Origin of the sequence: Acinetobacter sp. C26M, assembly GCF_023702675.1 — a bacterium.
Classification (GTDB): Bacteria; Pseudomonadota; Gammaproteobacteria; order Pseudomonadales; family Moraxellaceae; genus Acinetobacter.
Window position 1 is genome coordinate 41,787 of record NZ_CP098478.1, and the last position, 24,403, is coordinate 66,189.

Annotated in this window: 23 protein-coding genes; 11 read left to right on the top strand and 12 right to left on the bottom strand. The window is 44.0% G+C overall.

The annotated features are described in order from the left end of the window. Positions 1 to 59: 59 nt before the first annotated feature. Both ppc and NDN11_RS00195 read right to left on the bottom strand, forming a co-directional pair. A complete protein-coding gene (gene ppc, locus NDN11_RS00190; RefSeq protein ID WP_251110433.1) occupies positions 60 to 2,741 on the bottom strand; it encodes a phosphoenolpyruvate carboxylase in 2,682 nt (893 codons plus the stop codon). Between the two features lie 84 nt (positions 2,742 to 2,825). Next, positions 2,826 to 3,449, bottom strand: a complete 624-nt coding sequence (locus tag NDN11_RS00195) for a TetR/AcrR family transcriptional regulator (RefSeq protein WP_251110434.1) — start codon at positions 3,447 to 3,449, stop codon at positions 2,826 to 2,828. 151 nt (positions 3,450 to 3,600) lie between these two features. Here NDN11_RS00195 and NDN11_RS00200 point away from each other — a divergent pair, with 151 nt between their 5' ends. The 6 genes from NDN11_RS00200 (at position 3,601) to NDN11_RS00225 (ending at position 11,280) form a co-directional block, all read left to right on the top strand. Next, positions 3,601 to 4,701, top strand: coding sequence for an efflux RND transporter periplasmic adaptor subunit (locus NDN11_RS00200; protein WP_167248419.1), 1,101 nt, complete (start codon positions 3,601 to 3,603; stop codon positions 4,699 to 4,701). A gap of 2 nt (positions 4,702 to 4,703) precedes the next feature. Next, positions 4,704 to 7,832, top strand: coding sequence for an efflux RND transporter permease subunit (locus NDN11_RS00205; protein ID WP_251110435.1), 3,129 nt, complete (start codon positions 4,704 to 4,706; stop codon positions 7,830 to 7,832). A gap of 132 nt (positions 7,833 to 7,964) precedes the next feature. Then, the gene (locus NDN11_RS00210) at positions 7,965 to 8,342 is read left to right on the top strand and encodes a hypothetical protein (RefSeq protein ID WP_251111458.1); all 378 of its coding nucleotides are present in this window, start codon (positions 7,965 to 7,967) and stop codon (positions 8,340 to 8,342) included. 143 nt (positions 8,343 to 8,485) lie between these two features. After that, positions 8,486 to 9,598 carry a molecular chaperone DnaJ gene (gene dnaJ, locus NDN11_RS00215; RefSeq protein ID WP_004803417.1) on the top strand — a complete coding sequence of 371 codons (1,113 nt, stop codon included), beginning with the start codon at positions 8,486 to 8,488 and terminating at the stop codon, positions 9,596 to 9,598. Positions 9,599 to 9,711: 113 nt separating this feature from the next. Continuing rightward, positions 9,712 to 10,533 carry a 4-hydroxy-tetrahydrodipicolinate reductase gene (gene dapB / locus NDN11_RS00220; RefSeq protein WP_167248421.1) on the top strand — a complete coding sequence of 274 codons (822 nt, stop codon included), beginning with the start codon at positions 9,712 to 9,714 and terminating at the stop codon, positions 10,531 to 10,533. 96 nt (positions 10,534 to 10,629) lie between these two features. Then, entirely contained in the window at positions 10,630 to 11,280 is a 651-nt protein-coding gene (locus NDN11_RS00225) for an START domain-containing protein (protein WP_167248422.1), read from the top strand. Between the two features lie 41 nt (positions 11,281 to 11,321). Here the strand turns inward: NDN11_RS00225 and NDN11_RS00230 are convergent, their stop codons facing one another. Together NDN11_RS00230 and dkgB are read right to left on the bottom strand one after the other, a co-directional pair. Further along, positions 11,322 to 12,509, bottom strand: a complete 1,188-nt coding sequence (locus NDN11_RS00230; RefSeq protein WP_251110436.1) for an MFS transporter — start codon at positions 12,507 to 12,509, stop codon at positions 11,322 to 11,324. A gap of 1 nt (position 12,510) precedes the next feature. Further along, on the bottom strand, positions 12,511 to 13,317 hold the full coding sequence (gene dkgB / locus NDN11_RS00235) for a 2,5-didehydrogluconate reductase DkgB (RefSeq protein WP_251110437.1): 807 nt from the start codon (positions 13,315 to 13,317) through the stop codon (positions 12,511 to 12,513). 136 nt (positions 13,318 to 13,453) lie between these two features. On the opposite strand from dkgB, the gene NDN11_RS00240 reads away from it, so the two are divergent. Continuing rightward, complete coding sequence (locus NDN11_RS00240; protein WP_251110438.1) at positions 13,454 to 14,356, top strand: LysR family transcriptional regulator; 903 nt, start codon at positions 13,454 to 13,456, stop codon at positions 14,354 to 14,356. Here NDN11_RS00240 and NDN11_RS00245 read toward each other — a convergent pair. Next, a complete protein-coding gene (locus NDN11_RS00245) occupies positions 14,304 to 14,714 on the bottom strand; it encodes a hypothetical protein (RefSeq protein WP_251110439.1) in 411 nt (136 codons plus the stop codon). The two genes, NDN11_RS00240 and NDN11_RS00245, sit on opposite strands and share 53 nt — an antisense overlap. 90 nt (positions 14,715 to 14,804) lie before the next feature. Here NDN11_RS00245 and NDN11_RS00250 point away from each other — a divergent pair, with 90 nt between their 5' ends. Beyond that, a complete protein-coding gene (locus NDN11_RS00250; protein ID WP_167248427.1) occupies positions 14,805 to 16,220 on the top strand; it encodes an aminotransferase-like domain-containing protein in 1,416 nt (471 codons plus the stop codon). Here the strand turns inward: NDN11_RS00250 and ahr are convergent. The 7 genes from ahr to NDN11_RS00285 form a co-directional block, all read right to left on the bottom strand. Further along, the gene (ahr, locus tag NDN11_RS00255) at positions 16,217 to 17,242 is read right to left on the bottom strand and encodes an NADPH-dependent aldehyde reductase Ahr (RefSeq protein ID WP_167248428.1); all 1,026 of its coding nucleotides are present in this window, start codon (positions 17,240 to 17,242) and stop codon (positions 16,217 to 16,219) included. The two genes, NDN11_RS00250 and ahr, sit on opposite strands and share 4 nt — an antisense overlap. Before the next feature lie 36 nt (positions 17,243 to 17,278). Next, positions 17,279 to 17,833 (bottom strand): DNA-3-methyladenine glycosylase I, encoded by a 555-nt coding sequence (locus tag NDN11_RS00260; protein ID WP_251110440.1) that lies wholly within the window; start codon positions 17,831 to 17,833, stop codon positions 17,279 to 17,281. Between the two features lie 36 nt (positions 17,834 to 17,869). Further along, the gene (locus tag NDN11_RS00265; protein ID WP_016162502.1) at positions 17,870 to 18,115 is read right to left on the bottom strand and encodes a hypothetical protein; all 246 of its coding nucleotides are present in this window, start codon (positions 18,113 to 18,115) and stop codon (positions 17,870 to 17,872) included. A gap of 9 nt (positions 18,116 to 18,124) precedes the next feature. Continuing rightward, positions 18,125 to 18,622: a M23 family metallopeptidase gene (locus tag NDN11_RS00270; protein ID WP_502801361.1), complete on the bottom strand. Its 498-nt coding sequence runs from the start codon at positions 18,620 to 18,622 to the stop codon at positions 18,125 to 18,127. A 76-nt stretch (positions 18,623 to 18,698) separates the two neighbouring features. Beyond that, positions 18,699 to 19,736: an A/G-specific adenine glycosylase gene (gene mutY, locus NDN11_RS00275; protein WP_251110442.1), complete on the bottom strand. Its 1,038-nt coding sequence runs from the start codon at positions 19,734 to 19,736 to the stop codon at positions 18,699 to 18,701. A 442-nt stretch (positions 19,737 to 20,178) separates the two neighbouring features. Beyond that, complete coding sequence (locus NDN11_RS00280; protein WP_167248432.1) at positions 20,179 to 20,916, bottom strand: dienelactone hydrolase family protein; 738 nt, start codon at positions 20,914 to 20,916, stop codon at positions 20,179 to 20,181. Between the two features lie 163 nt (positions 20,917 to 21,079). Continuing rightward, positions 21,080 to 21,238 (bottom strand): DUF1328 domain-containing protein, encoded by a 159-nt coding sequence (locus tag NDN11_RS00285; RefSeq protein ID WP_016162498.1) that lies wholly within the window; start codon positions 21,236 to 21,238, stop codon positions 21,080 to 21,082. A 186-nt stretch (positions 21,239 to 21,424) separates the two neighbouring features. On the opposite strand from NDN11_RS00285, the gene NDN11_RS00290 reads away from it, so the two are divergent. The 3 genes from NDN11_RS00290 to ampC all read left to right on the top strand — a co-directional run bounded on the left by NDN11_RS00290 (position 21,425) and on the right by ampC (position 24,361). Beyond that, positions 21,425 to 21,877, top strand: coding sequence for a YcgN family cysteine cluster protein (locus NDN11_RS00290; RefSeq protein WP_251110443.1), 453 nt, complete (start codon positions 21,425 to 21,427; stop codon positions 21,875 to 21,877). A gap of 108 nt (positions 21,878 to 21,985) precedes the next feature. Further along, complete coding sequence (locus tag NDN11_RS00295; RefSeq protein WP_251110444.1) at positions 21,986 to 23,149, top strand: PQQ-dependent sugar dehydrogenase; 1,164 nt, start codon at positions 21,986 to 21,988, stop codon at positions 23,147 to 23,149. Between the two features lie 24 nt (positions 23,150 to 23,173). Further along, entirely contained in the window at positions 23,174 to 24,361 is a 1,188-nt protein-coding gene (ampC, locus tag NDN11_RS00300) for a class C beta-lactamase (RefSeq protein ID WP_251110445.1), read from the top strand. Positions 24,362 to 24,403 lie beyond the last annotated feature (42 nt).

Consider the following 24,403-nt stretch of genomic DNA (forward strand, 5'->3'; position numbering starts at 1 on the left):
TTTGCCAATCTCGCCATCAATAGTTGTGATTTCTATCGATGGCAAGGCTGGCGTTCGACTTAACCTGTATTACGCAGACCTGCGGCAATCCCCGCAATACTGACCATCAAGGCATGATCGACAGGGCTATGTTCGGTTTGGTGTTCAGCCAGATATAAACGACGACGTTTCATCAACTCCGCTTGTAATAAATGCAGTGGCAATAAATACGGCTTACGCACCTGCATGGATTGATCTAAGACCTCATTATTGCTGAGTAATTTAGATTCACCTTTTAAGCGCAGTAGAGTATCTACCGCATTTTGCAGACGCTGGCGTAACTCAACTCCGAGAACCTTTAAGTCCTGATCTTGCGTGAGATGCGACTCATAGTACAGGGCAATATCGGCATCAGATTTAGACAATACCATTTCCAGCATATCAATCAGGGTCTGAAAATAAGGCCATTGTTCCAGCATCTCATTCAAGGTGTTTTTATGCTGTTCATGCACCTGATTAATCGCCGTACCTGTACCCAACCAAGCAGGCAGCATCAAACGGATCTGTGTCCATGCAAACACCCATGGAATGGCACGCAGTGATTCAATACCGCCACTGACTTTACGTTTGGCTGGGCGAGAACCCAATGGCAACATTTGTAATTCCAGTTCTGGCGTAACCGTCCGTAGGTAGCTGACAAAGTTTGGATTTTCACGCACGGTTTGACGATAGACTTTGACCGATAAATCGGTCATTTGATTCATCAAGTCACGCCATTGTTTTTTCGGTTCAGGTGGTGGGAGCAAGGTCGCTTCTAAAGTCGCAGCGGTATAGATTTCCAGATTTTGCAGCGCAATACCTTCTAGACCGAATTTGAAGCGAATCATCTCACCTTGTTCAGTGACTCGAATCGCACCTGAAATTGAACCTGGTGGCTGCGAGAATAGGGCTTGTTGGGTTGGTGCACCGCCGCGGCTGATTGAACCGCCGCGACCGTGGAACAAGGTCAACTGTACACCATGCTGTTTGGCAATTGCAGTCAGTTCTTCCTGAGCACGATATTGTGCCCAATTGGCTGACATAAAGCCCGCATCTTTGGCTGAATCTGAATAGCCAATCATCACCTCATGTTTACCTTGAATATGCTGTTTATACCAATGCATATTGAACAAGGTATTCATGGTTTTGGCTGCGCCATCCAGATCCTTTAAGGTTTCAAATAAAGGCACGACACGTAGCGGATGTTGAATCCCAGCTTCTTTTTGCAGCAATAAAACCGCGAGTACATCACTTGGATATTCTGCCATCGAAATAATATACGCACCCAAGCTCTCGGTTGGCTGTTCTGCCAAGGTACGCATGGTCGCAAATACTTCAAGTACGTCAGGATGCTGAATCAGACTACCTTCTGGTTCATTGAAGAACTTTGGTAATAATGGACGTTTGCTTTGTAGCTCTTGAATCAGAAAGTTCTGACGGGCTTGTTCAGTCCACGATTCAAAATTACCTAGACCCAGATATTCGGTAATGGCTGAAATGGCCTGACGATGGCGGCCTGATTCTTGACGAATATCCAGTTTGAGCAGTTCGATGCCGAAACAGTTGACCCGATAAATGAAATCCAGCAATTGTCCATTGGCGATCTCAGCCAGATTACTGTCGACTAATGAGCGATAGCAAAGCAGTAACGGAACTAACAGTTCCTCTTTATTCTTGATGATATTGCTGTCGTCTGCTTCGGCACCTTGTAAGCGTTGCCCCAACCAATAGCGGGTGGCTTTTAAGCGCTCGCGAGTGTCTCGTAGATATTCTCGATACGGTTCAGGGTGTTCGTAACCTAAAGCTTGAGTTAGTTCATCGGAACAGTTTTGAATCGACAGCTCCCAACGCAGATTTTCAATATCACGCAGATATAAATCAGCAGCCTGCCAACGCGAGAGCCACAGGACTTCTTGTGTCACCTGATGGGTGACATTCGGGTTGCCATCACGGTCACCGCCCATCCATGAAGCAAAACGAATTGGCGCGATACTCATAGGTAAGGCTTGCTCACAATGTAGCTGAGTCAATTCATTTAGTTCACGGACGAATTTCGGTACTGCATTCCAAAGCGTTTGCTCAATAGTCGCAAAGCCCCATTTGGCTTCATCGACAGGGGTTGGGCGATGCTGACGAATCTCATCGGTTTGCCATGCTGAGCTGACCAATTGCTTCAGTGTAGCGATGGTTTGCTGACGTTCTCTGGGTGTCAGTTTTTGTTGATCCAGCTGTGAGAGGCAGTCGGTAATATCATCATATTTTTGAATTAAGGTACGTCGGCTGACCTCGGTTGGATGTGCTGTCAGTACCAGTTCAATTTTTAAATCACAGATCTGTTGGAATAATTGCTGTGCACTGATTTGTTGGGTTTTGAATTTTTCGAATAAATGTGGCAGTGGATTTGGGCTAGGCGCGTGCTCATCGAACTCAGCCTGACGGCGGCTACGCACCACATGATATTGTTCAGCAATATTGGCGAAATTGAGAAAATGTGAGAATGCGCGAGTTAGTGGCAGAATCTCTTCATCTTTCAAACCGAGGAAGAGTTGTTCTAGCTGTTTTTCGGCTTCGATCTGGCCGTCACGTGCGCCTTTGGCTAATGTGCGAATTTGCTCAATCTGATTAAACAAATCTTGCCCAGCATGTTGCTTTAAGGTCTCTCCGAGTAAATTGCCCAGTAAGCGGACATCTTCACGTAATGGAGCAGTGATTTGCTGAATCATTCTAATTCTCCTGTTGTTCTCATTCGACTATAGCGCGATTGAGAGACATTCCAAGAGCAGAACGTAAAAAAATGTGAATATTCTCTAATTTATTGGTTGATATTTAAGCATAAAAATTTCGATTGCCTGTTCAATCATCTGATCGATTTCAGTGGTAGTGGGTACAGGCGCTAAACCGAGTAAAACCTGCTGATGACGAATACCCAACATCAGCGAGATAATCAACTCAGTTTGCTTGAGCGGTTCATCTGCGCGGATAAAATTAAAGGTAATGGCCTGTTCAAAGAAATCACACCAGACATTACACATTCGGGTATGTGAAGCATCAAAAAATTGCTTGGTTAAGGGACTTTGTTCCGCCGCCAATTCAAACAGCAGGCAATCTAATTTCAGCGCTTCAGGCAGATAAATAATACTTAATGCACGCTGACACATGAGCACCAGCGCCTGTTTAAAATTAGATTCAGCTGTCAGCTCAAACTGTTTGGTTCGAATTGACTCTTCACAACTTTCTTCAATCGCACAGATAAACAGATTGCCCTTATCTTGGAAGTGGTTATACACCGTGAGTTTGGTCACCCCCGCTTCTTTGGCAATCTGATTCATGTTGGTGGCGTGATAGCCCATTTTTAAAAAAATAGATTTTGCAGCCTGTAAAATTTTGGCTCTTTTTTCTAAATCTTTAGGGCGACCACTGTTAATTTGCACGTTATCTTTCTCTTTTAATTAATTTAAAAATCAAAATTCTAGCTTTAATTTTTAATTAGTGTACTCATGGGTATATTAATTAAAAAATAAACAATCTATGATAATGCTCATATCACGCCTTAAAAATCAATTTGAATAAGAGCGCAAAGAGATGAATCAGATCAATCGTATCATATTGGGGTTACTCATTGTCAGTAGTGTACTCCTCAGCGCCTGTCAAAAAGAGGTGCCAAAGACTGAGGAAATTCCCTATGTCATGGTGACGCAACCTAGCAGTAATCATGTCGATCAAAAAAGCTATGCGGGGGATGTGCAAGCGAGACAGCAAACTGCTTTGGCCTTCCGTGTAGGGGGGCAGATTACCGAACGTTATGTCGATGTTGGTGATCGGGTCAAAGTGGGACAAGTGCTGGCGAAATTGGATGTAAAAGATGCGCAGCTGCAGATGAATGCAGCCAAGGCCCAATTAGATAGCGCACAGGCAGCGGCAAAGATTGCGGCTGAAGAATATCAGCGTTATCAGCAACTTTTACCTGTCAATGCGGTGAGCCGTTCGCAATTTGATGCAGTCAAAAATCAATATGAATCTGCACAGGCAAGTCTACAACAAGCACGCTCAAACTATGAGGTGTCATCTAATCAAACCGGCTATAACCGTTTAGTTTCCAATAAAAATGGCGTGATTACCCAACGTCAAATCGAGATTGGACAGGTGATTGCAGCAGGGCAGGCTGTTTATCAGTTGGCGATTGATGGTGAGCGTGAAGTGGTATTTGGTGTGCCTGAGCAGTCAGTCAGTACCATCAAGGTTGGGCAACCAGTATGGGTTACTTTATGGTCGCAACCAGATGCGCGTTTTGCAGCCAAAGTACGTGAGGTTTCACCCGCGGCTGACCAATCTCGAACCTTTACCGTGAAAGTTTCTTTACTTGAAGGACAGTCGACGATTCAACTTGGGCAAAGTGCGCGGGTATTCTTTGTCGCAAATGAAAATAACGTTTTGAGCGTGCCGCTATCCAGTGTGACTGCCAATGATCAACAAGCGTATGTTTGGGTGGTGAATGCCAATCAAAGCATACGCAAAGTGCCTGTGACTTTAGGTAGTTATGGTCGAGATAGTGTGCCAGTTGTGTCAGGTTTAAAAGCAACGGATTGGGTTGTGGTCGGTGGTGTACATTTACTGCGTGACCAGCAAAAAATTCATCCAGTCGATCGTGATAATCGTGAAGTCACAGTAAAAGCGGGAGGTTAAACATGAAATTTAACCTTTCAGAATGGGCACTCAAAAATAAGGGGATTATCCTTTATTTTATGCTGTTGCTCGGTATCGTCGGCATCATGTCTTATTCCAAACTTTCGCAAAGTGAAGATCCGCCGTTTACCTTTAAAGTGATGGTGGTACAGACTTATTGGCCAGGGGCAACGGCGAAAGAAGTGTCGACACTGGTGACGGATCGAATTGAAAAAGAATTGATGACCACGGGGCAGTATGACCGCATCATGGCTTATTCACGACCAGGCGAGTCTCTGGTGACCTTTGTGGCGAAAGACAGTTTGCCGTCCAGTGCTATTCCTGATGTTTGGTATAACGTGCGTAAGAAGGTCAACGACATTCGTTCGCAGTTGCCGAGCGGTGTACAGGGACCCTTTTTCAATGATGAATTTGGCGACACCTTCGGCAATATCTATGTGCTGACAGGCAAAGACTTTGACTATGCGGTGATGAAGGAATATGCCGACCGCTTGCAGCTGCAATTGCAACGGGTCAAAGATGTCAACAAGGTCAATCTAGTGGGTCTGCAAGATCAAAAAATCTGGATTGAATTATCAAATACCAAAGCGGTACAACTGGGTGTCCCTGTCACAGCCATTCAGGAAGCGATTCAAAAACAAAATGACATGGCGGGTGCAGGGTTCTTTGAAACAGGTACAGACCGTATTCAAATCCGAGTCAGTGGGCATTTACATAGTGTTGATGACCTGAAAAAAATGCCGTTGTTGGTCGGTGATAAAACCATTCAACTGGGTGATGTTGCTGAGGTCTATCGAGGCTTTAGTGAACCAGCGCAGCCACGTATGCGTTTTATGGGCGAAAATGGGATTGGTATCTCGGTTTCGATGCGTAAAGGTGGTGACATCATTGCACTAGGTAAAAACCTTGAAACCGAGTTCAATCGTCTACAAAAAACCTTACCTTTGGGTATGAAACTGCAAAAAGTTTCTGATCAGCCCGTGGCGGTACAACGCAGTATTCAAGAATTCTTAAAGGTCTTGGCCGAAGCTGTGATCATCGTTTTATTGGTGAGCTTCTTCTCGCTGGGTTTCCGTACTGGTTTGGTGGTAGCACTGTCTATTCCACTGGTACTGGCAATGACTTTTGCAGGCATGAATCTATTTGATGTGGGACTGCATAAGATTTCCTTGGGGGCATTGATTCTGGCCTTAGGGTTGCTGGTCGATGATGCGATTATCGCTGTTGAAATGATGGCGATTAAAATGGAGCAGGGCTATAGCAGATTGAAAGCGGCAGGTTTTGCGTGGCAAACCACAGCCTTTCCAATGTTGACGGGAACCTTGATTACCGCAGCAGGCTTTTTACCAATCGCGACAGCTCAATCAGGAACAGGTGAATACACCCGTTCTATTTTCCAAGTGGTGACTATTGCGCTGATTGTGTCATGGATTGCAGCAGTTTTATTTGTGCCTTATTTAGGTGAAAAATTATTGCCCGACTTTAGCAAACAGCAGCAACAAGCGGCATGGTATCTACGTTTATGGGCGCGACTGCGTAAGCAACCTGCACCTGTGGTAGAAGCACATGGTCAGCATCACGATCCATATCAATCCAAGTTTTATCAGGCCTTCGGTCGTGTGGTTGAAATCTGTATTACCTATCGTAAAACCGTGATTGCGGTGACGGTGGGAATCTTTGTATTGTCAGTCGCGATGTTTAAGTTAGTGCCGCAACAATTCTTCCCGCCATCGAATCGCGCAGAAATTCTGGTGGATCTAAAACTTGAAGAAGGGGCATCACTGACCGCAACTGAACAGGCGGTACATAAGGTGGAGCAGTTCTTGTCCAAGCAAAAGGGCATTGATAACTATGTGGCCTATGTGGGAACAGGTTCACCGCGTTTCTACTTACCGCTAGATCAGCAATTACCACAAGCCAGTTTTGCTCAATTTGTGGTATTGGCCTCGTCTCTTGATGACCGTGATGAAATCCGTCGCTCTTTAGACAAGCAGATTAAGCAGTTATTGCCTCAAGTGCGCACAAGGGTATCGTTATTGGAAAATGGTCCACCTGTGGGTTATCCATTGCAGTATCGTGTATCGGGTGAAGACCTCGGCACAGTACGTCAATGGGCGCAAAAAGTTGCCAAAGTCCTGAGCGAAGATCCAAATACCACCAATGTGCATTTGGACTGGGGCGAACCGAGTAAAATCATTGCAATCGAAATTGACCAAGATCGCGCACGTCAGATGGGCGTTTCCAGTGTGGATTTAGCCAATTTCCTCAATGCTTCAGTGACGGGTGCGGTAATGAATCAATATCGCGAAAAGCGTGAGTTGATTGAAATCCGTTTGCGTGGTGATAAATCGGAACGCGTTGAAGTTGCATCTTTAGCGAGTTTGGCTGTGCCGACCACTAAAGGCACAACTGTTCCGTTGGCGCAGATTGCCAATATTGAATCCCGCTTTGAAGAAGGCTTAATTTGGCATCGTAATCGCCTACCAACCATTACGGTACGTGCCGATATCCGCACCCACTTACAACCTGCAACTGTGGTGCAACAGTTGACTGATCAGATGCAGAGCTTACGAGCAGATCTACCAAGTGGTTATCTACTGGAAGTGGGGGGGACGGTTGAAGAATCGGCTAAGGGGCAAAATTCAGTCAATGCAGGCATGCCATTGTTCTTGGCTGTGGTGATGACTTTACTGATGATTCAGCTTCGTAGCATGTCACGGGCAACCATTGTGTTACTGACAGCGCCATTGGGTTTGATTGGTGTCGTTGCGTTCCTCTTGTTGTTCAACAAACCTTTCGGTTTTGTGGCAATGCTTGGCACCATTGCTCTGTCAGGGATGATTATGCGTAACTCGCTGATTCTGATCGATCAGATTGAGCAAGATATTCATGCGGGACATACACCATGGGATGCGGTCATTGGTGCAACCATGCGTCGTTTCCGTCCAATTGTGTTGACGGCACTGGCAGCGGTGCTGGCGATGATCCCTTTATCACGCAGTATTTTCTTTGGTCCGATGGCGGTTGCGATTATGGGGGGGCTGATTGTTGCCACCTTATTAACCTTATTTTTCCTGCCTGCACTGTATGCGGCATGGTTTAAGGTTAAAAAAACAACACAACTATCGTAATTATTTTGTGAATAAAGGTGCGAAAGATTGAAAATTTCAATATAGTAGCACCTATATTTTAAGACCAAAAAATAATTGAATTTCATAGCATGGCAAATTTTGCATAATGCTGTGAATGAGGTGATAGAGAGCATGGGGCAAGACGGTATTGAGCAGCATCGCCGCTACGTGGCGATTTCTTATGTGTTCATGTTTCTTGCATTATTTACGATAGTGTTTGCTGTATTTGCGTACCTATTAGCACGAAAAGTTGCGATTGTGGATAATGCAGAGGTATGGATACATGCGCATGCACTTTGGATTATGCGTAATGTGATGTTGTTTTTACTGATGGCCATTTTTGCCGTGCTCTGGTTTATTCCACTGTTCTTTTTTGCTTGGAACGACGCACTTTGGGTGACTGCAATGACGGTTGCTGGTGTGGTATTTAGTTCAATTGCATGGTTATTTTTATTGAATGCTTGGCTGAAAGGTATTGCAAAGTACTTTAAGAATAAAGCTGTTTTCTAAATTTATTGCTTTTTTATTGCAATAGACCTTGTAAATTTATTGTACAGCCACTATTAAGGCTCTGTTGACTTTTTATTTCCGAAGTCGACAGAGCCTATTTGTTTTTTAGATTTAAGTAAATTCCGTGAGGAGCACCGCCAACCATGGCTAAACGTGATTATTATGAGGTTTTAGGCGTTTCGAAAACCGCAAGTGATGATGAGATCAAAAAAGCCTATCGTAAGTTGGCGATGAAGTATCATCCAGACCGTAACCCTGACAATGCTGAAGCAGAAGAAAAGTTCAAAGAAGCTGCGGAAGCATATGAAGTCCTTTCTGATGAAGAGAAGCGCAGCATGTATGATCGTGCTGGGCATAGTGCTTTTGAAGGTGGCTTCGGTGGTGCAGGTGGCGGTTTTGGTGGCTTTAGTGCAGAAGATATTTTCAGTCAGTTTGGCGATATCTTTGGTGGAGCGTTTGGTGGCGGTGGTCGTCAACAACGTCAACGCCGTGGTTCAGACCTTCGTTATGTCATGGAACTCACCCTTGAAGAAGCTGTAAAAGGCGTGAAAAAAACCATTACTTTTACTGCCCCAGCGCCATGTGAAACCTGTGATGGAAAAGGATCAAAAAATCCAAACGATGTAGAAACTTGTCGTACCTGTCATGGTGCAGGTCAAGTGCGTATGCAACAAGGTTTCTTCTCTGTTCAGCAAACCTGTAGTACTTGCCGTGGTCAAGGTAAAATCATCAAGAATCCATGTAATAGCTGTCATGGTTCAGGTGTTGCAGATCGTCAGCAAACGCTTGAAGTTACCATTCCAGCGGGTGTGGACAATGGAGATCGCGTACGTTTAACAGGTAAAGGCGAAGCCATCCGTGATGGCCAAGCAGGCGATTTATATGTTGAAGTCGTGGTTCGTGAACACGAAATTTTCCAACGTGATGGCGCAGATCTTTATATGGATGTACCTGTCAGCATTGCTGATGCTGCTCTAGGTAAAGAAATTGAAATCCCGACCCTTGATGGTCGTGTTAGCTTAAAAATTCCAGAAGGTACACAAACAGGTAAATTATTCCGCTTGCGTGCTAAGGGGGTTCGCCCTGTACGTAGCAGCATGGTGGGCGATTTACTCTGCCGTATTGTGGTTGAAACACCTGTGAATTTAAACAGTCGCCAGCGTGAATTATTGAAAGAATTACAAGCCTCGTTTGATGGTGATGGCCATGCTGCCTCTCCAAAGAAAAAATCATTCTTTGACCGCTTATTTGATTAATCGGTATTGATAAAAAAACCTGCTTCGGCAGGTTTTTTATTGGAAATTTTTAGCGCAGCCACAGAGTTTTGCTATAGTAGCTGAATTGTTTAAATAAAAGACTAGGAAAAATTATGTCATCTTCTCCACGCATTGGAATCTTGGGTGCAGGCGGACGCATGGGGCGTATTCTGATTCAAGCGGTACAACAAGCCGGCTATCAACTGGCAGCGGCTGTTGAGCGTCCTGAAAGCAGTTTGGTCGGTGCAGATGCAGGGGAGCTTGCAGGCATTGGCAACATCGGTGTCAAGATCGTGGGAAGTTTGAGTGAAGTATTGAAAGACTGTGATGTGGTGATTGATTTTACTGCACCTGTTGCAACTGAACAGCACTTAAAGTTATGCCGTGAAGCGGGTGTGGCAATGGTGATCGGGACTACTGGAATGTCAGATGAGCAAAAGGCATTCCTTGATGAAACTGCAACACAGACACCTGTGGTATATGCTGCCAATTATTCAGTTGGGGTGAACGTTTCGATCAAATTATTAGAACTTGCAGCGAAAGTGTTTGGCGATACGGTGGATATCGAAATCATTGAAGCGCACCACCGCCATAAAGTCGATGCACCTTCTGGTACAGCATTTATGATGGGTGAGGCGATTGCCGATACCTTAGGTCGTAACTTGAAAGAAGTCGCGGTCTATGGCCGTGAAGGTTATACCGGTCCTCGTGATCGCCAGACCATTGGTTTTGAAACCATTCGTGGTGGCGATATCGTCGGTGAACATACGGTAATGTTTATTGGTGAAGGTGAGCGTGTTGAAGTGACACACAAAGCTACTAACCGTATGAACTTTGCTTCAGGTGCAGTCCGTGCAGCAGCATGGGTGGTTGGTCGTGATGCGCGTAAATACGATATGAAAGATGTTTTAGGCTTTAACGAGATTGAAGTATAAAACGTTCCTTTTTTGTACTATAAAAGAGCTTGTCGAGCTTTCTTCCTGATAGAAGTGAAACAAGCTCTCGCCATCATTACAACAATTGAGCATGACATGAATAAAAAGCATATCGTTCTTGCCACATTGCTCAGTCTCAGCAGCTTTGCGGTGACTGCAGCATCAGATACAGCCAAACTCAGTTTGCATCGGAACAATATTAAGGTTTGGACTTACCAAACAGAAAACAATCCGATTATCCAATATAAAGCTGAAACCACATTTGATGTGCCCTTAGAGCGCGCTGTGGCGGTGGTACTTGATGTGGAACGTACACCGCAATGGGTGCCGTATGTGGGCAAGGCACAAATGCTGTCACGTGATGATAAGAAAGGTGAATTCACTCTTTATATGGTTTTGGATTTTCCATTTCCGTTAAAAGACCGTGATGTAGTGATTAAAGGGAAAATGACTAAAAATGCAGATGGCAGCATCAGTATTAAAAATAATGCTATTCAAAATAATTACCCTGAGCAGCCAGATGTCGTGCGTTTAACCAAATACGCAGGTGATTGGACTTTTCAGAAATTAGCCAATAATAAGGTGAAAGTCACGACCAGTGGGTATGCGGATCCAGCAGGAGCAATTCCATTGAGCTTTGTGAATATGTTTGTGCAGCAGCAACCTTATCAAATGCTGATGAAAATGAAAAAAGAAGTGAATAATCCCTTATATGCACAACCGAAGTTACCAGATTTATTGAAATAATAAAAAAAGCCTGATTTAAATCAGGCTTTTTTTATTTGAGCTTATGCTTGAGGGCATTGTTGTAATGGTGTCTCTGGTTTGCTTGCTAATTTCATTTGAATGAAAACCAAGATTAAACCAATACCTGCCAGTACTGCACCAATCATGGAGACTGCCGCATAGTTTAAGCCGAGGCTTAACACGGCACCGCCTGCTGCAGCTCCAATGGCATTGCCTAAGTTAAATGCGCCAATATTCACTGAAGAAGCAAGGCCTGAGGCTTCATGTGCAACCGACATCACTCGCATTTGTAATGGTGGAACAATCGCAAAGGCTGCTGCACCCCAGATCACCAAACCGATTGCTGCACCCAATTGGCTTTGAGCAAGGAATGGGAAGATGACCATCAACGCGATCAGTACCACCAAGAAACCAATTAAGGTTTTATCAATAGATAAGTCTGCAAACTTTCCACCGAAATGGTTCCCGATTGAAAAACCAATTCCGATCAAGACCAACATCATGGTGATAAAGGTTGGAGAGGCATGAGTGAACTCAACCAGACTAGGTGCGATATAGGTATACAAGGTAAACATCGCTGAGGCACCAAACACGGTTGTGAACAATGCCAATACCACGGGTAGGCGTGTAAGAACACTTAACTCCATTTTTACATTAGGCTTTTGTCCAACAGATCCGACTGGGAGGGCCTTCCAAAGAGACAGCATGGTGATGACACCAAGGGCTGAAATCGCGAGGAAAGACATTCTCCAACCAATGTTTTGTCCCACCCATGTTGCGAGTGGTACACCACCAATATTGGCAATGGTTAAGCCCATAAACATGGTTGCCACCGCACTGGCCTGTTTATTTGCTGGAACAACACTGGCTGCCACCACAGAACCAATTCCGAAAAAAGCACCGTGGTTTAAGCTGGTAATTAACCGAGCGCCCATTAAGCTCATGTAATTGGGTGCAAAGGCTGCGATCAGGTTACCAATGGTGAAGATTGCCATCAGTAAAATCAGGGCATTACGACGGGCAAAGCCACCAAACCATAAGGTCATGATCGGTGCACCGAGCATCACACCCAGTGCATAACCTGTAATCAGCATGCCCGCACTAGGGATCGACACCCCAAGATCATTGGCAATATTGGGCAACAGCCCCATTGGAGAGAACTCTGTTGTGCCAATTGCAAAGGCACCAATAGCCAGTGCTAGCAAAGGAAGGTTGATGCGGCTGCTCATGTTATTTGTCCCATTCAGGCGCAAATGGTTCAGGACTCACTTCTCGACCATTACGTTCAAGTTGAGCGATCAGCTGCATTTCCTCTGCACTTAAAGTTAAGTCTTGCGCTTTTAAGTTGCTGATCAGGTTTTCACGTTTGGTTGATGATGGAATCACAGCAAAACCATTTTGTAAGGCCCAAGCCAAAGCGACTTGTGCAGTCGTTGCTTGATGCTGTGCAGCGATCTCAACTAAGGTTGGATCCTGCAGTACTTTGCCATACGCTAGTGTCATGTATGACGTCACGTCAATGTTTTGCTCACGTAAAAAATTGACCAAGGTGTGGTTCTGCAAATAAGGACTGAGTTCAATCTGGTTGGTGGCAATGTGTTCTACACCAATGCTATCAATCGCTTGTTGAGTCAAGGCGATATTAAAGTTTGAAATCCCGATTTGTTTAGTCAAACCCTGTTGTTTCGCCTCTAATAACAATTGCATCACGCTTGGGATGGAGACACCAAGTGCTGGAGCTGGCCAGTGGATCAAAGTGAGATCAACGGCATCGGTACGTAGTTTTTGCAGACTGTCTTTTAAGCTTGGAATAAATTTCTCTTCAGCAAAGTTGTCGACCCAGATTTTTGTGGTGAGGAACAGATCTTGGCGAGCAACACCACTTTCTGCAATCGCTTGACCGACAGCTGCTTCATTTTCATAAACCTGTGCGGTATCAATGGCACGATAACCCACTTCCAGGGCGGTTTTAACTGAGTCAATGACTGCTTGATCTTTAAGACGGAAAGTACCTAAACCGAATTGAGGGATACGCATATTTTTCACCTAATCTTTTTCATGCTCAGCAGAGCTATTAATTAATGGCTGTTATTTTGCGATGATTATTGTTGCTAAAAAATAGATGAATTTGCAAAATACAGTTGACTAAATATCAATAATTGAGAGGGTGGCAATGAAATCTACGGTAGAAGAACTGCTTGCTTTTATGACCATTGTCGATACCGGTTCATTTATTGCCGCTGCTGAACGACTAGGACAGACTGCATCTGGGCTCAGTCGCTCGCTCAGCCGTTTAGAATCCAAGCTCGAAGTGACCCTATTGGAACGGACCACGCGAAAATTAAAGCTCACTCAAGAAGGTCAGCAGTTTCTGCAACATGCCCGTAAAATCCTGAGTGATTTGAATGCGGCTGAGGAAGCATTACAGAAATCAGATCAGGATACTTCGGGGGTAATTCGGATTGACTCCGCTACGCCTTTTATCTTGCATGTGATCACCCCATTGGTCCATAAATTTCGGCAGTGCTATCCCAATATTGAAGTCGAGTTGAATAGTAATGATTTGGTGATTGATCTACTGGAACATAAGACTGATGTGGCGTTTCGTTTTGGTGAATTACATGATTCCAGCTTACATGCTAAATTGGTGTGTAAAAGTCGTATCTATATTGTTGCCAGTCCTGAATATCTAAAACGCAAGGGCAAGCCTTTACAGCCTCAAGCATTGACTGAACATGATGTGATTGGTTTTACCCGTCCAACCTATATCAACACTTGGCCGATTAAAATTGAGGGTGAGTATTTTCAAACACAACCTAAAGTGAGAGCGTCAAGTGGTGAAACCGTCCGACAACTGTGTTTGCGTGGGCAGGGTATTGCTCGGCTATCCGAGTTTGAAATTTGGCAGGACATTCGAGAAGGGCGTCTTGAAGCTCTGTTTGAAGACCAGATAGAGCATTCTTATCAAAGCATCCATGCTGTTTATTATCAACAAGAGCACTTGCCGAAACGTGTCCGTTTATTTATTGAGTTTTTGACTGAGCAACTAAGTCAGGGCTTCTCGGTTTGCCAATAGCATCATTTTGCAGTTGTACATTCAGCACTGGGATTGACGGCCCTGTTTTTTGTATCACTGAAACAACAATATGTTGCTGTTGTAACTTGCATTCAAGTTCGACTGTGGGCAGAAAGTTGCTTGAGAGCATCAGACCATTTTCATTGGGTTTCTTATAGGTCATTTTGATGATACGAGTCTGCTCTGGCGCGTCGCTTTTCTCCATTTTCCATAACTCATAGGTTGGTTGGTTCTGAATTTGCAGGTAGCCCTGAGAAAGTGATTTACACACTTGTTGTTGCTGGTAGGTGGCTTGGTCAGTCAGATTGCAGCCTGTAAATAAAACAGTGCTTAATATAAATAAGATATTATTTTTCATGGTCTTATCCTTTGGCTGTTGATTTTTATAGCTTAAAGGTGTTGTATAAACCAATACAGATACAGAAATTTATAAAAAAGCAGTACAGATATGACTTTCCACTATCAGCGCTTGGCAGAACAATTGGCTCACAAGATTTATCAGCATGAGTTACAGCCCCAACAAAAGTTGAGTTCTTTAAGGGAATTTGCACGTCAGCAAAGTATTAGTTTGAGTACGGCACAACAATGTTATGAACTGCTGGAAGCAAAAGGGTTGATCTATGTAAAAGCTAAATCGGGCTATTTTGTTAATTCAAGACAATATCAAAGTGCTGTACCAGACAGTCCCAACTTTGAGTCCAAAGCCCGTCAGGTTTCAAATTTAGATCTGCAAAACCAGATTCAGACGGCCTCAATTCAGCATCATTTAACCCCGTTGGGTGCGATCCAACTGTCTCCGCATTTGATTCCTGTCGATGGGTTGCGTCGCTCTTTACAACGTGCTTTGAAACATTGCCAGCCAGAAGATTTTTTATATTGTAATAAACAGGGGCATCAGCAGCTTCGTAAAGCCTTATCTGACCATTGGCGTGAAGATGGTATCTATGTCGCGACTGATGATATTTTTATTACCAACGGCTGTATGCCTGCCTTATCGCTACTGATTCAACAGATCAGCAAAGAGGGGGATAGTATTCTAGTACCGACGCCCACTTTTAATGGTCAGTTGCAAATGCTGGCTAGCCTGAAACGTAAAATTATTGAGATTCCAGCGGATCATCGTGGCATTGATTTAGAGCGCTTAGAATTTTTTATGCAACAGGGTGATGCCAAATTGTGTTTGCTCACCGCCAATTTTCAGAACCCTTTGGGCTATTGCCTTAGCAATGAACAGAAACAGCACATTGCTCAACTGGCGCAAAAATATCAATGTTTTATTTTGGAAGATGATATTTATGGTGAATGTAGCTTTCAAAAGGAACGACCTTTACCCATTCGTTATTGGGATCAGGAAGGTTATGTGATCTGGTGTGGCTCGGTATCCAAGTCATTATCAACCGCCTATCGTGTCGGGTGGTTTTGCTTAGGTCAACAGCTGCAATATCTAAGACCACAATTATTGGCCAACAATGTAGGGGTGAATACGCCTTTGCAACTTGGTTTAGCCGATTTTATTTACAGTCGTGGTTATCGAGAACATTTGGATCAGCTAAGACCTAAACTGATGCAGCAAGTTGAACAGTATCGGGCTTATATTCTTGACGTGTTTCAGGGGGTTCCGATTGGATTAAGCCAGTCACAAGGTGGCTATGCTTTATGGATGCAACTGCCAAATAGTATTACGGGTTTGGAATTGTATTATTTGGCACAAGCTAAAGGGATCAATATCGTACCAGGGGAAGTCTTCGGTGAAGACCGCCGTTATCAGCACTTTTTGCGTTTAAATGCAGGTCATGCTTTAACAGCAGAAATCCGCCAAGCGATTCAACAGTTGGCGGATTGGGTACGACAGAGTATGAATTAGTCGAAGTCTGCTTTCAGTACGATGCGATAACGCGCTTGACCTGAATGCAGTCGTTCAATCGCCTCATTTAGTTGCGACATTGGAAATAACTCAACCTGTGGTGCGATATTTTTGCGTGCAGCAAATTGTAAAAGTTGGCGTAGTGCTAACGGTGAGCCCGTTGGTGATGAAGTGACAGATTTGGCACCCCCCATGATTGCACCGACAGAAACAGGGATTGGTTCTAAAGTCACACCTAGGAAATGTAGGCTACCTTTTGGCGCCAACGTATTTAAATAGGCTTGCCAGTTCAGGGTGACATTGACCGTACTGAGTAATAAATCAAACTTGCCACGTTGTGCTTTGATGGCTTGGGCATCACGGCTATTGACCACATGATCGGCACCCATGGCTTTGAGTTCTTCAGTTTTATCTGGGTTAGAGCTGAAAGCCGTAATTTCACAACCCCATGCTTTGAGTAACTTAATCGCGATATGACCTAAACCACCAATACCAATCACACCAACATGATGTGTGGCTTGGATTTTGTGTTTTAGTAAGGGATCAAATACCGTGATACCACCACACAGTAGTGGGCCAGCACTTTCAGGGTCTAAATCGTCCGGAAGGGGAATGACCCATTGCCAACCTGCACGGACTTTATCGGCAAAACCGCCTGCATGGCCAATGATGGTTGCTGTTTTATCACCCGTACATAGGACCTGATTACCGCCAATACAAGGATCACAGGCCTGACAGGTTTCAGCAGTCCAGCCAATGCCAACACGTTGACCGACGCGTAGTCCTTTGGCTTCTGATCCCAGTGCAATGATAGTACCAATGATTTCATGTCCTGCAACCGCAGGGTAAACCGATGATTGCCACTCGTTATTAATCACAGATAGATCGGAGTGGCACAGACCGCAATATTCAACTTTGACTTCAACTTGATGGGCTTGTAATTCTCCCGCATCAAATTGGTACGGCACCACTCGCTCACCCGCTTGCATTGCAGCATAAGCACGAATTTGATTATTGCTCATTGGAACTCCCATTCAAGGAAAATCGATGATGATTGGTTATTTAAATTGGCAATGATTTTCGTGGTCATTGACCATACCCACTGCTTGCATAAAAGCGTAGCAGGTGGTTGGCCCCACAAATTTAAAGCCACGTTTTTTTAAGGTTTTGGATAGTTTTTGGCTAAGTTCAGTTTGTGCAGGTGCTTCGCGGTAATTCGCCACATCATTATTTTCGGTTTGATGATCGACAAAACTCCATAACCAAGTGGGAACATCTTCGACTTCATCCTTAAGCTTGAGCCAAGCAATGGCATTGTCACGGATGGCTTTGAGCTTACCGATATGACGAATTAAACCTGCATCACTGAGTTTGAGTTCGAGTTGATCATCGGTGAGTGCTGCGACGTCTGTAATGGCATGTTGAAAGAAATGTGAGCGGTAGTGCTCACGTTTTTTCAGTACCGTGATCCAAGAAAGTCCTGCTTGCTGTCCTTCTAGACAGAGCATTTCAAACAGGTGAGTTTCATCATGTTGAGGCTTGCCCCATTCCTGATCATGGTAGGCAATATAGAGGGGATCATCGGAGCACCAGCCACAGCGTTGAGTTGACATATTTGATGCTCCTTGTTGTTATTTGAACAGTATAGTTTAAAGTTGGAATGCCACCCATTCGTTTGGGCGAGTATCCCAATAATACAGTTCTGCGCTATTTAAATCAGTAAACTTAAGCCAAAAGTCTTTACCTGATTTATCGGCAAAGCCTGTACTAATCAACAAAGCATCTTCGGTAATTTCCATGATCCAACCTTGATAGCTGGTACCACCCATGACGATTTTCTGCTGATTTCCAGATTCTGCAAATTCAACCAGACGTTCAATCAATGCTTCTGACATTGTAGATTCCTAACGTAAATATGGGTATGGATTAACTGCACCACGCCCTTTGCCATTTAAATAAATTCCGTAGTGTAAATGCGGAGCGGTATAACGAGCATTGCCAGTATTTCCCACATAACCGATCAGATCACCCTTACGCACATAGTCGCCAACATTGAGGCCGCGTTTATGACCATCCAGATGCGCATAATAGTGCCAAGAGCCTGATGGTCCAATAATCCAGATCACCTTTCCGCCTAAATTATTATTACGTAAATCAGCAACTAAGCCTTCGGTCGCACTATACACCTTCGTACCACGCTCTGCCATGATGTCGATGCCTTCATGGCTACGACCTTGACTACGTGCCGCCCCCCAAGTATCGCGTAATTCGTTTCGACTGACACCTTTAACAGGGACTGGCAGGCGACTGTCTAAGCGCATCATTTTAAGTTTATTGACCTGAGCATTGGGCAAGGGCGATGGTTTTTTTGGGGCAGTTGTACACGCTGAAAGTAGAACCATCAACACGCCAACAACGGTATAGGAAATCGAATGACGCACATAAACTCCTTGCGTTTGATCTACAGCATTTTAGGCGTTAAGCCTTTTGTTTGGCTGTAATCAGTTTTTTCATGGCTGTTGGAATGCCTTTGGCAATCGCATTTTCTGGACTTAGCCATATGCCATTTAATTCGATACTCAACTGTTCTTTTTGATCGTGTTCCACGTGGAACAGTTTTTCATGCAGTAACCAAGTGAAGTGAGTAAAGCTATGGCTAATCTGCAATGATGATACTTGAGCTTGTAGTTTGAAGTGTTGCTCAATCTGTTGTAATTCGGTTGCTTGTTCAATGATTGGAAGACAATATAATCCACCCCAGAGGCCATGTGCTTCACGTTGTTGCCACAGCCATTCATCTCCAGATTGGATCAGTAATACATTGGCTGTTTTGACTGGAACGGGTTTCTTGGCTTTTTTGAAAGGAAGTTCCTGTTCCATACCTTGTTGATAGGCTTGGCAATGCTGCTGCATTGGGCAATATAAGCACAGCGGTTTTTTCGGGGTACAAACGGTTGCCCCTAAATCCATGATCGCTTGGGTATAATCATGATTGCGCTCTTTTGGGCAGAGATTTTCCGCAATTTGCCAGAGTGCTCGTTCATGTTGTGGCTTGGATAGATCATCTTCGATGGCGAGGAAACGTGCCAGTACACGTTTTACGTTACCATCCATAATCACGCCATACTGACGTAAGCCAAGTGACATGAGCGCACCAGCAGTGGAGCGGCCAATGCCTGGCAGCTCAATCCATTGTTCTAGTGTTTCTGGAAATTTCCCTTGCTGACTGACAATGCCTGCCGCTTTATGCAGATTACGTGCGCGAGCATAGTAGCCGAGACCTGCCCAATAAGGTGCGACATCATCCCAACTGGCTCTTCCTAGGGTTTCTACAGTCGGGAACCGTTCAATAAAACGGTCGAAATATTGCAGTACAGTTTTGACTTGCGTCTGTTGCAACATGATTTCTGAGACCCAAACTTTGTAGGGATCATCAGCCACTTGCCATGGTAGATCGTGACGACCGTGTTGGTCGAACCATGTAAGTAGTGCATCAGAAAATGAGAAATCAGACATGAATCAGAACAGTAAAAAGCAGAGGCGTAGTATAGCGGAAATAGGTTTTTTAGGCGTTAAAATTCTATTGGAACATAAACGAGGCGTAAGTCGTCAAAGACATAGTTTGAAATTTGATGAGAACTTGGCAAGACTCCGTTAAGTTTGCACTATCCTTTTTGAAATTTTATATATTTACGTGCAGGCGATGCCTTACTTTTGATGGGGCAAAAGTAACAAAACCCCTTTATTCGGCTGACGCCACATCCTGAGCAATTTCAAAACAACTCTTTGCACGCAGCGCAAGGCAGCTAAACAGGCGACATCCATGTCACCTTTGCTCCAGTAAACGCTTACGAGCGTCTAAATTTTGGATTTGCCCCAGTATGTGTGATCAAGAACTTAATGGATTTAATTATTTGATTTAGAGGTTAGCTTGGATGTTCTTTGATAACCTTTCAAATCACTTTAAATGTTTATCTAACAGCTCATACATCGCTTCAAGACTTTGACGTTCTGCTTCAGCGTTATAGCCTAAGTCAACATTGTTGGCCTTAGCACGCTCATCCGCAAGCGGGTTACTAAAACCATGCTTGGCATCTTCAAAAATAATTACATCGTGATCAACGGCTGCATCGTGCATTTCCTGACGGAAGCTTGCCACATTATCCAATGTCACCATGCTATCGAGTTCACCATGCAGGACTAGAATCTCGGCCTTAACTTTGCCTTTCTCAGCAGGGGCTTTCGGACTTAATATCGCATGGAAAGTCGCAACGGCTTTGATATCTGCACCTGAACGCGCCAAATCTAGCACCACTTTACCGCCATAACAGAAACCAACCGCTGCCAATTTGTCGGCATTCACTTCTGCTTGAGCCGCTAAAGCATTTAAGCCTGCTTGAGCACGGTCAACAATGGTATCAGCATGCTCAAAAGTTTGATTCATCCATTCAGAGGCTTGTGGCACATTGGTTGTAACTTTCTTATCACCATACATATCAATTGCTAAAGCGGCAAAACCATGTTCTGCAAGCTCACGTGCACGCTGTTCTGTGTATGCATTGCGGCCCCACCATTCAGGTGCAACGATCACACCTGCAACAGGCATATCAATTGCAGGCGCTGCAAAATAACCAATCAAACGTTGACCATCTGGCGCGGTATATTCGATTTCACGAGTATTGATAGGCAAACTCATTCTATAATCCTGATCTGTATTTTTAAATTGCATTGATTAAAGCATAAAAAGCAAAATGAGTGACATTACAAAAATAGAAATGCAGTTGTACAAATATGCTAGAAATAAAAAAGAAGAATACGAGGACTCTTCTTTTTTATGTTTGTATACTGTTAATAATGAACTAGACTTTGCCTCTAGATAAGAAACCAACGATCGCCAAAATCGCGGCAACAACAAGTAAAATCACAGCAAAGTCTTTAGATAGACCTGCAACACCGCCAAAACCTAATAAACTGGCGATTAATGCAATCACTGCAAAAATAATTGCCCAACGGAACATATCAAGTTCTCCTATTTTTTCATTATTTTTTCACTATAACGCGGGTTTTTTGCTCGCAATGTGGTGTTTATGTGGTTTAAATGTTTAATACTTAAAGAAGTGTTAAATGAATAAAAAGAGATTAGACCAAGTCACACACGGATGAATGCTATAATACAAAGCTCCTTTGAAATTGAAACAATTGGTATGTCCGTCGAACTGCGCCCCAACTTTTGGAAACACTATCCGCTTGATCAGCTCAGCAATGCGGAGTGGGAGGCATTGTGTGATGGTTGTGGTTTATGTTGCTTGGTTAAACTAGAAGACGAAGAAACCGCAGAGGTCGCTTACACCAAAGTGTCATGTAAATTACTTGATTGTAAAACCGCGCGTTGTTCCGATTATCCTAACCGTCAGCAGCAAGTGCCTGATTGTATCCAGCTTACTCCTGAGCGGCTCAGCACGATTTCTTGGTTGCCACCGAGCTGTGCCTACCGTCGTTTAAGTGAAGGTAAAAATTTACCGTCGTGGCATTACCTTAATACGGGTTCACGCCAAAGTGTGATTAAAGCGAAAAAATCAGCGGCGGGGCGTTGTATTTCAGAAAGCGATATCGATGAAGAACAAATTGAAGATTATATTGTTCGCTGGATACGTTAACAGTTGTCTAGCGAATCAATAAGCTATGCTGATCATAAAAACAACATTTTTGCAGTATTGTTATTGACGATGTTCCCTAAGCTGAAGAATAAAAGAGGGAGATAAGCCATGCATAAACTGTTGATGACACCTTTGCTCTACAGTGGCATTTTATTTTTGGCCGCTTGCGGTACCAACGAAAGTAACTCTAAAACACCAGAACAGAATACAGCACAGCAGGCTTCAAGCCAGCGCATTGCACAAAAGTATCGGATTGAGAGCGTCGCTGAATTTGATGAGCCATGGGCGATTGTCAGTTTGCCTGATCAGCGCCTACTGATTACAGAAAGAAAAGGGCAATTAAAACTCTTTGATCCTCAAACCAAGAGCAGTATCAATGTCGCTGGCGTTCCAACCGTCAGTTATGGTGGGCAAGGTGGTTTAGGTGATGTCATTTTGCATCCTGATTTTCAGCAGAATCATGAACTATATTTGAGCTATGCCAGTAAAGGTCAAGGTGGCTATGGTGCAGAGATTGCACATGCAAAACTGGATTTATCCGATTCTATGCAACCCAAGCTCATAGATTTAAAAACCATCTGGCGGCAAGTGCCAAAAGTGTCAGGGCAAGGTCATTATGGTCATCGCATGCAGTTTGGTCCCGATGGCAAACTTTGGGTCAGCTCGGGTGAACGCCAAAAGTTTGAACCAGCTCAGGATTTAAACAGTAATCTCGGTAAAATTCTGCGTTTAAATGCAGATGGAACTGCTGCGGAAGGCAATCCGTTTTATCAGCAAGGTGGTGTAACTGCGGAGATTTGGTCATTGGGTCATCGTAATCCACTGGGAATGGCCTTCGATCAGCAAGGGCAACTATGGGTGGTTGAAATGGGTCCTAAAGGCGGTGATGAATTAAACCGGATTGTGAAAGGGGAAAACTATGGCTATCCAACGGTTTCGAATGGCGACCATTATTCAGGTTTGCCTATTCCAGACCATCATACCCGTCCAGAATTTAAAGCCCCTGAAATCGATTGGACCCCTGTGATTTCACCTTCTAGCTTGATTATTTATTCAGGTCAGCAGTTTCCTTTGTGGCAACACAAAGCGTTGATTGGTGGTTTATCTTCTGAAGCCATTGTGGTGGTAGATTTAGCTGCTAAGCCTGTCCAAGAAGTTCAACGACTTGAGATGAAACAACGCATTCGTGGCCTACATCAAGCCCAAGATGGTTCAATCTGGGTGATCGAAGATGGATCACGTGCCAAACTACTTAAACTTCATGCCAATTAAATTTTAACTTCAAGTGAATACACAATGAATCAGCCGAACTACTTTTCTATGACTTTAAAAAAACTATTTTTACTTACAGGACTGTTGTCCTGTAGCTCGGTTCTTTGGGCTGGGACTTTGACTGAGCAACAAGTTCAAACGATTGTAGACCAGCAGTTTAAGCCTTTATTAGCACAATATAAGATTCCAGGTATGGCCGTTGCTGTGACCCTGAATGGTAAACATTATTTTGTGAATTATGGGCTTGCCTCTAAGCAAAACCAACAAGCGGTAAGTAACAGTACTTTATTTGAACTTGGTTCGGTCAGTAAGACCTTTAATGCGACATTAGCGGCTTATGCACAGGCACAAGGACAGCTGTCTTTGTCGGATCATCCTGCCAAATATTTCCCTGAACTTAAGAATACTATGGTCAATCGTGCCACCTTATTGAATCTCGGAACTTATACTGCAGGTGGTTTTCCGCTGCAATTCCCTGATGACGTGGTGCAGCAACAAGATATGCTGAAATATTTTCAGACTTGGCAAGCAAAGACCAAAGTTGGCGCTGCGCGTCAATATTCCAACCCGAGTATTGGTTTGATGGGCTATGTCACAGCCTTGGCCATGAAAAAGCCGTATAGCGAACTGATTGAAAAAACGCTGCTGCCGCAATTAGGAATGACACAAAGTTTTATTCGAGTCCCTGAGCAGCACATGTCGCAATATGCATGGGGGTACAAAGCCGATCAAGCCATACGTGTTTCGCCAGGTATGTTTGATGCAGAAGCTTATGGTCTGAAAAGTAGTAGTGCGGATATGCTGAAATTCCTCGATGCGCAAATTCATCCTCAGCAGTTCAAACAACCACTTCGCCAAGCGATTGAAAATACCCATGTGGGCTATTTTAAAGTGGGTGCAATGACCCAAGGTTTGGGCTGGGAACAGTATGCCTATCCAGTAGCACTTGAAACACTTTTACAGGGGAACTCGAGCAAAATGGCGTTAGAAAGTCATACCGTTACACCAATCAAGCAGCCAAAACTTGCCTCAGCAGCGACTTATTTTAATAAAACAGGCTCAAGTAATGGTTTTGGTGCTTATGCCGCTTTTATCCCACAACAAAAAATTGGAATTGTCATGTTAGCCAATACCAATTTTCCCAATGAAGAACGGATCAAAGCCAGTTATCGCGTGATGCAACAGTTGGTTCAGAACAACAACGCGCAATAGAATGTCGCGTGAGTGTAGATTCAAATTGTAGATTTGAGTCAG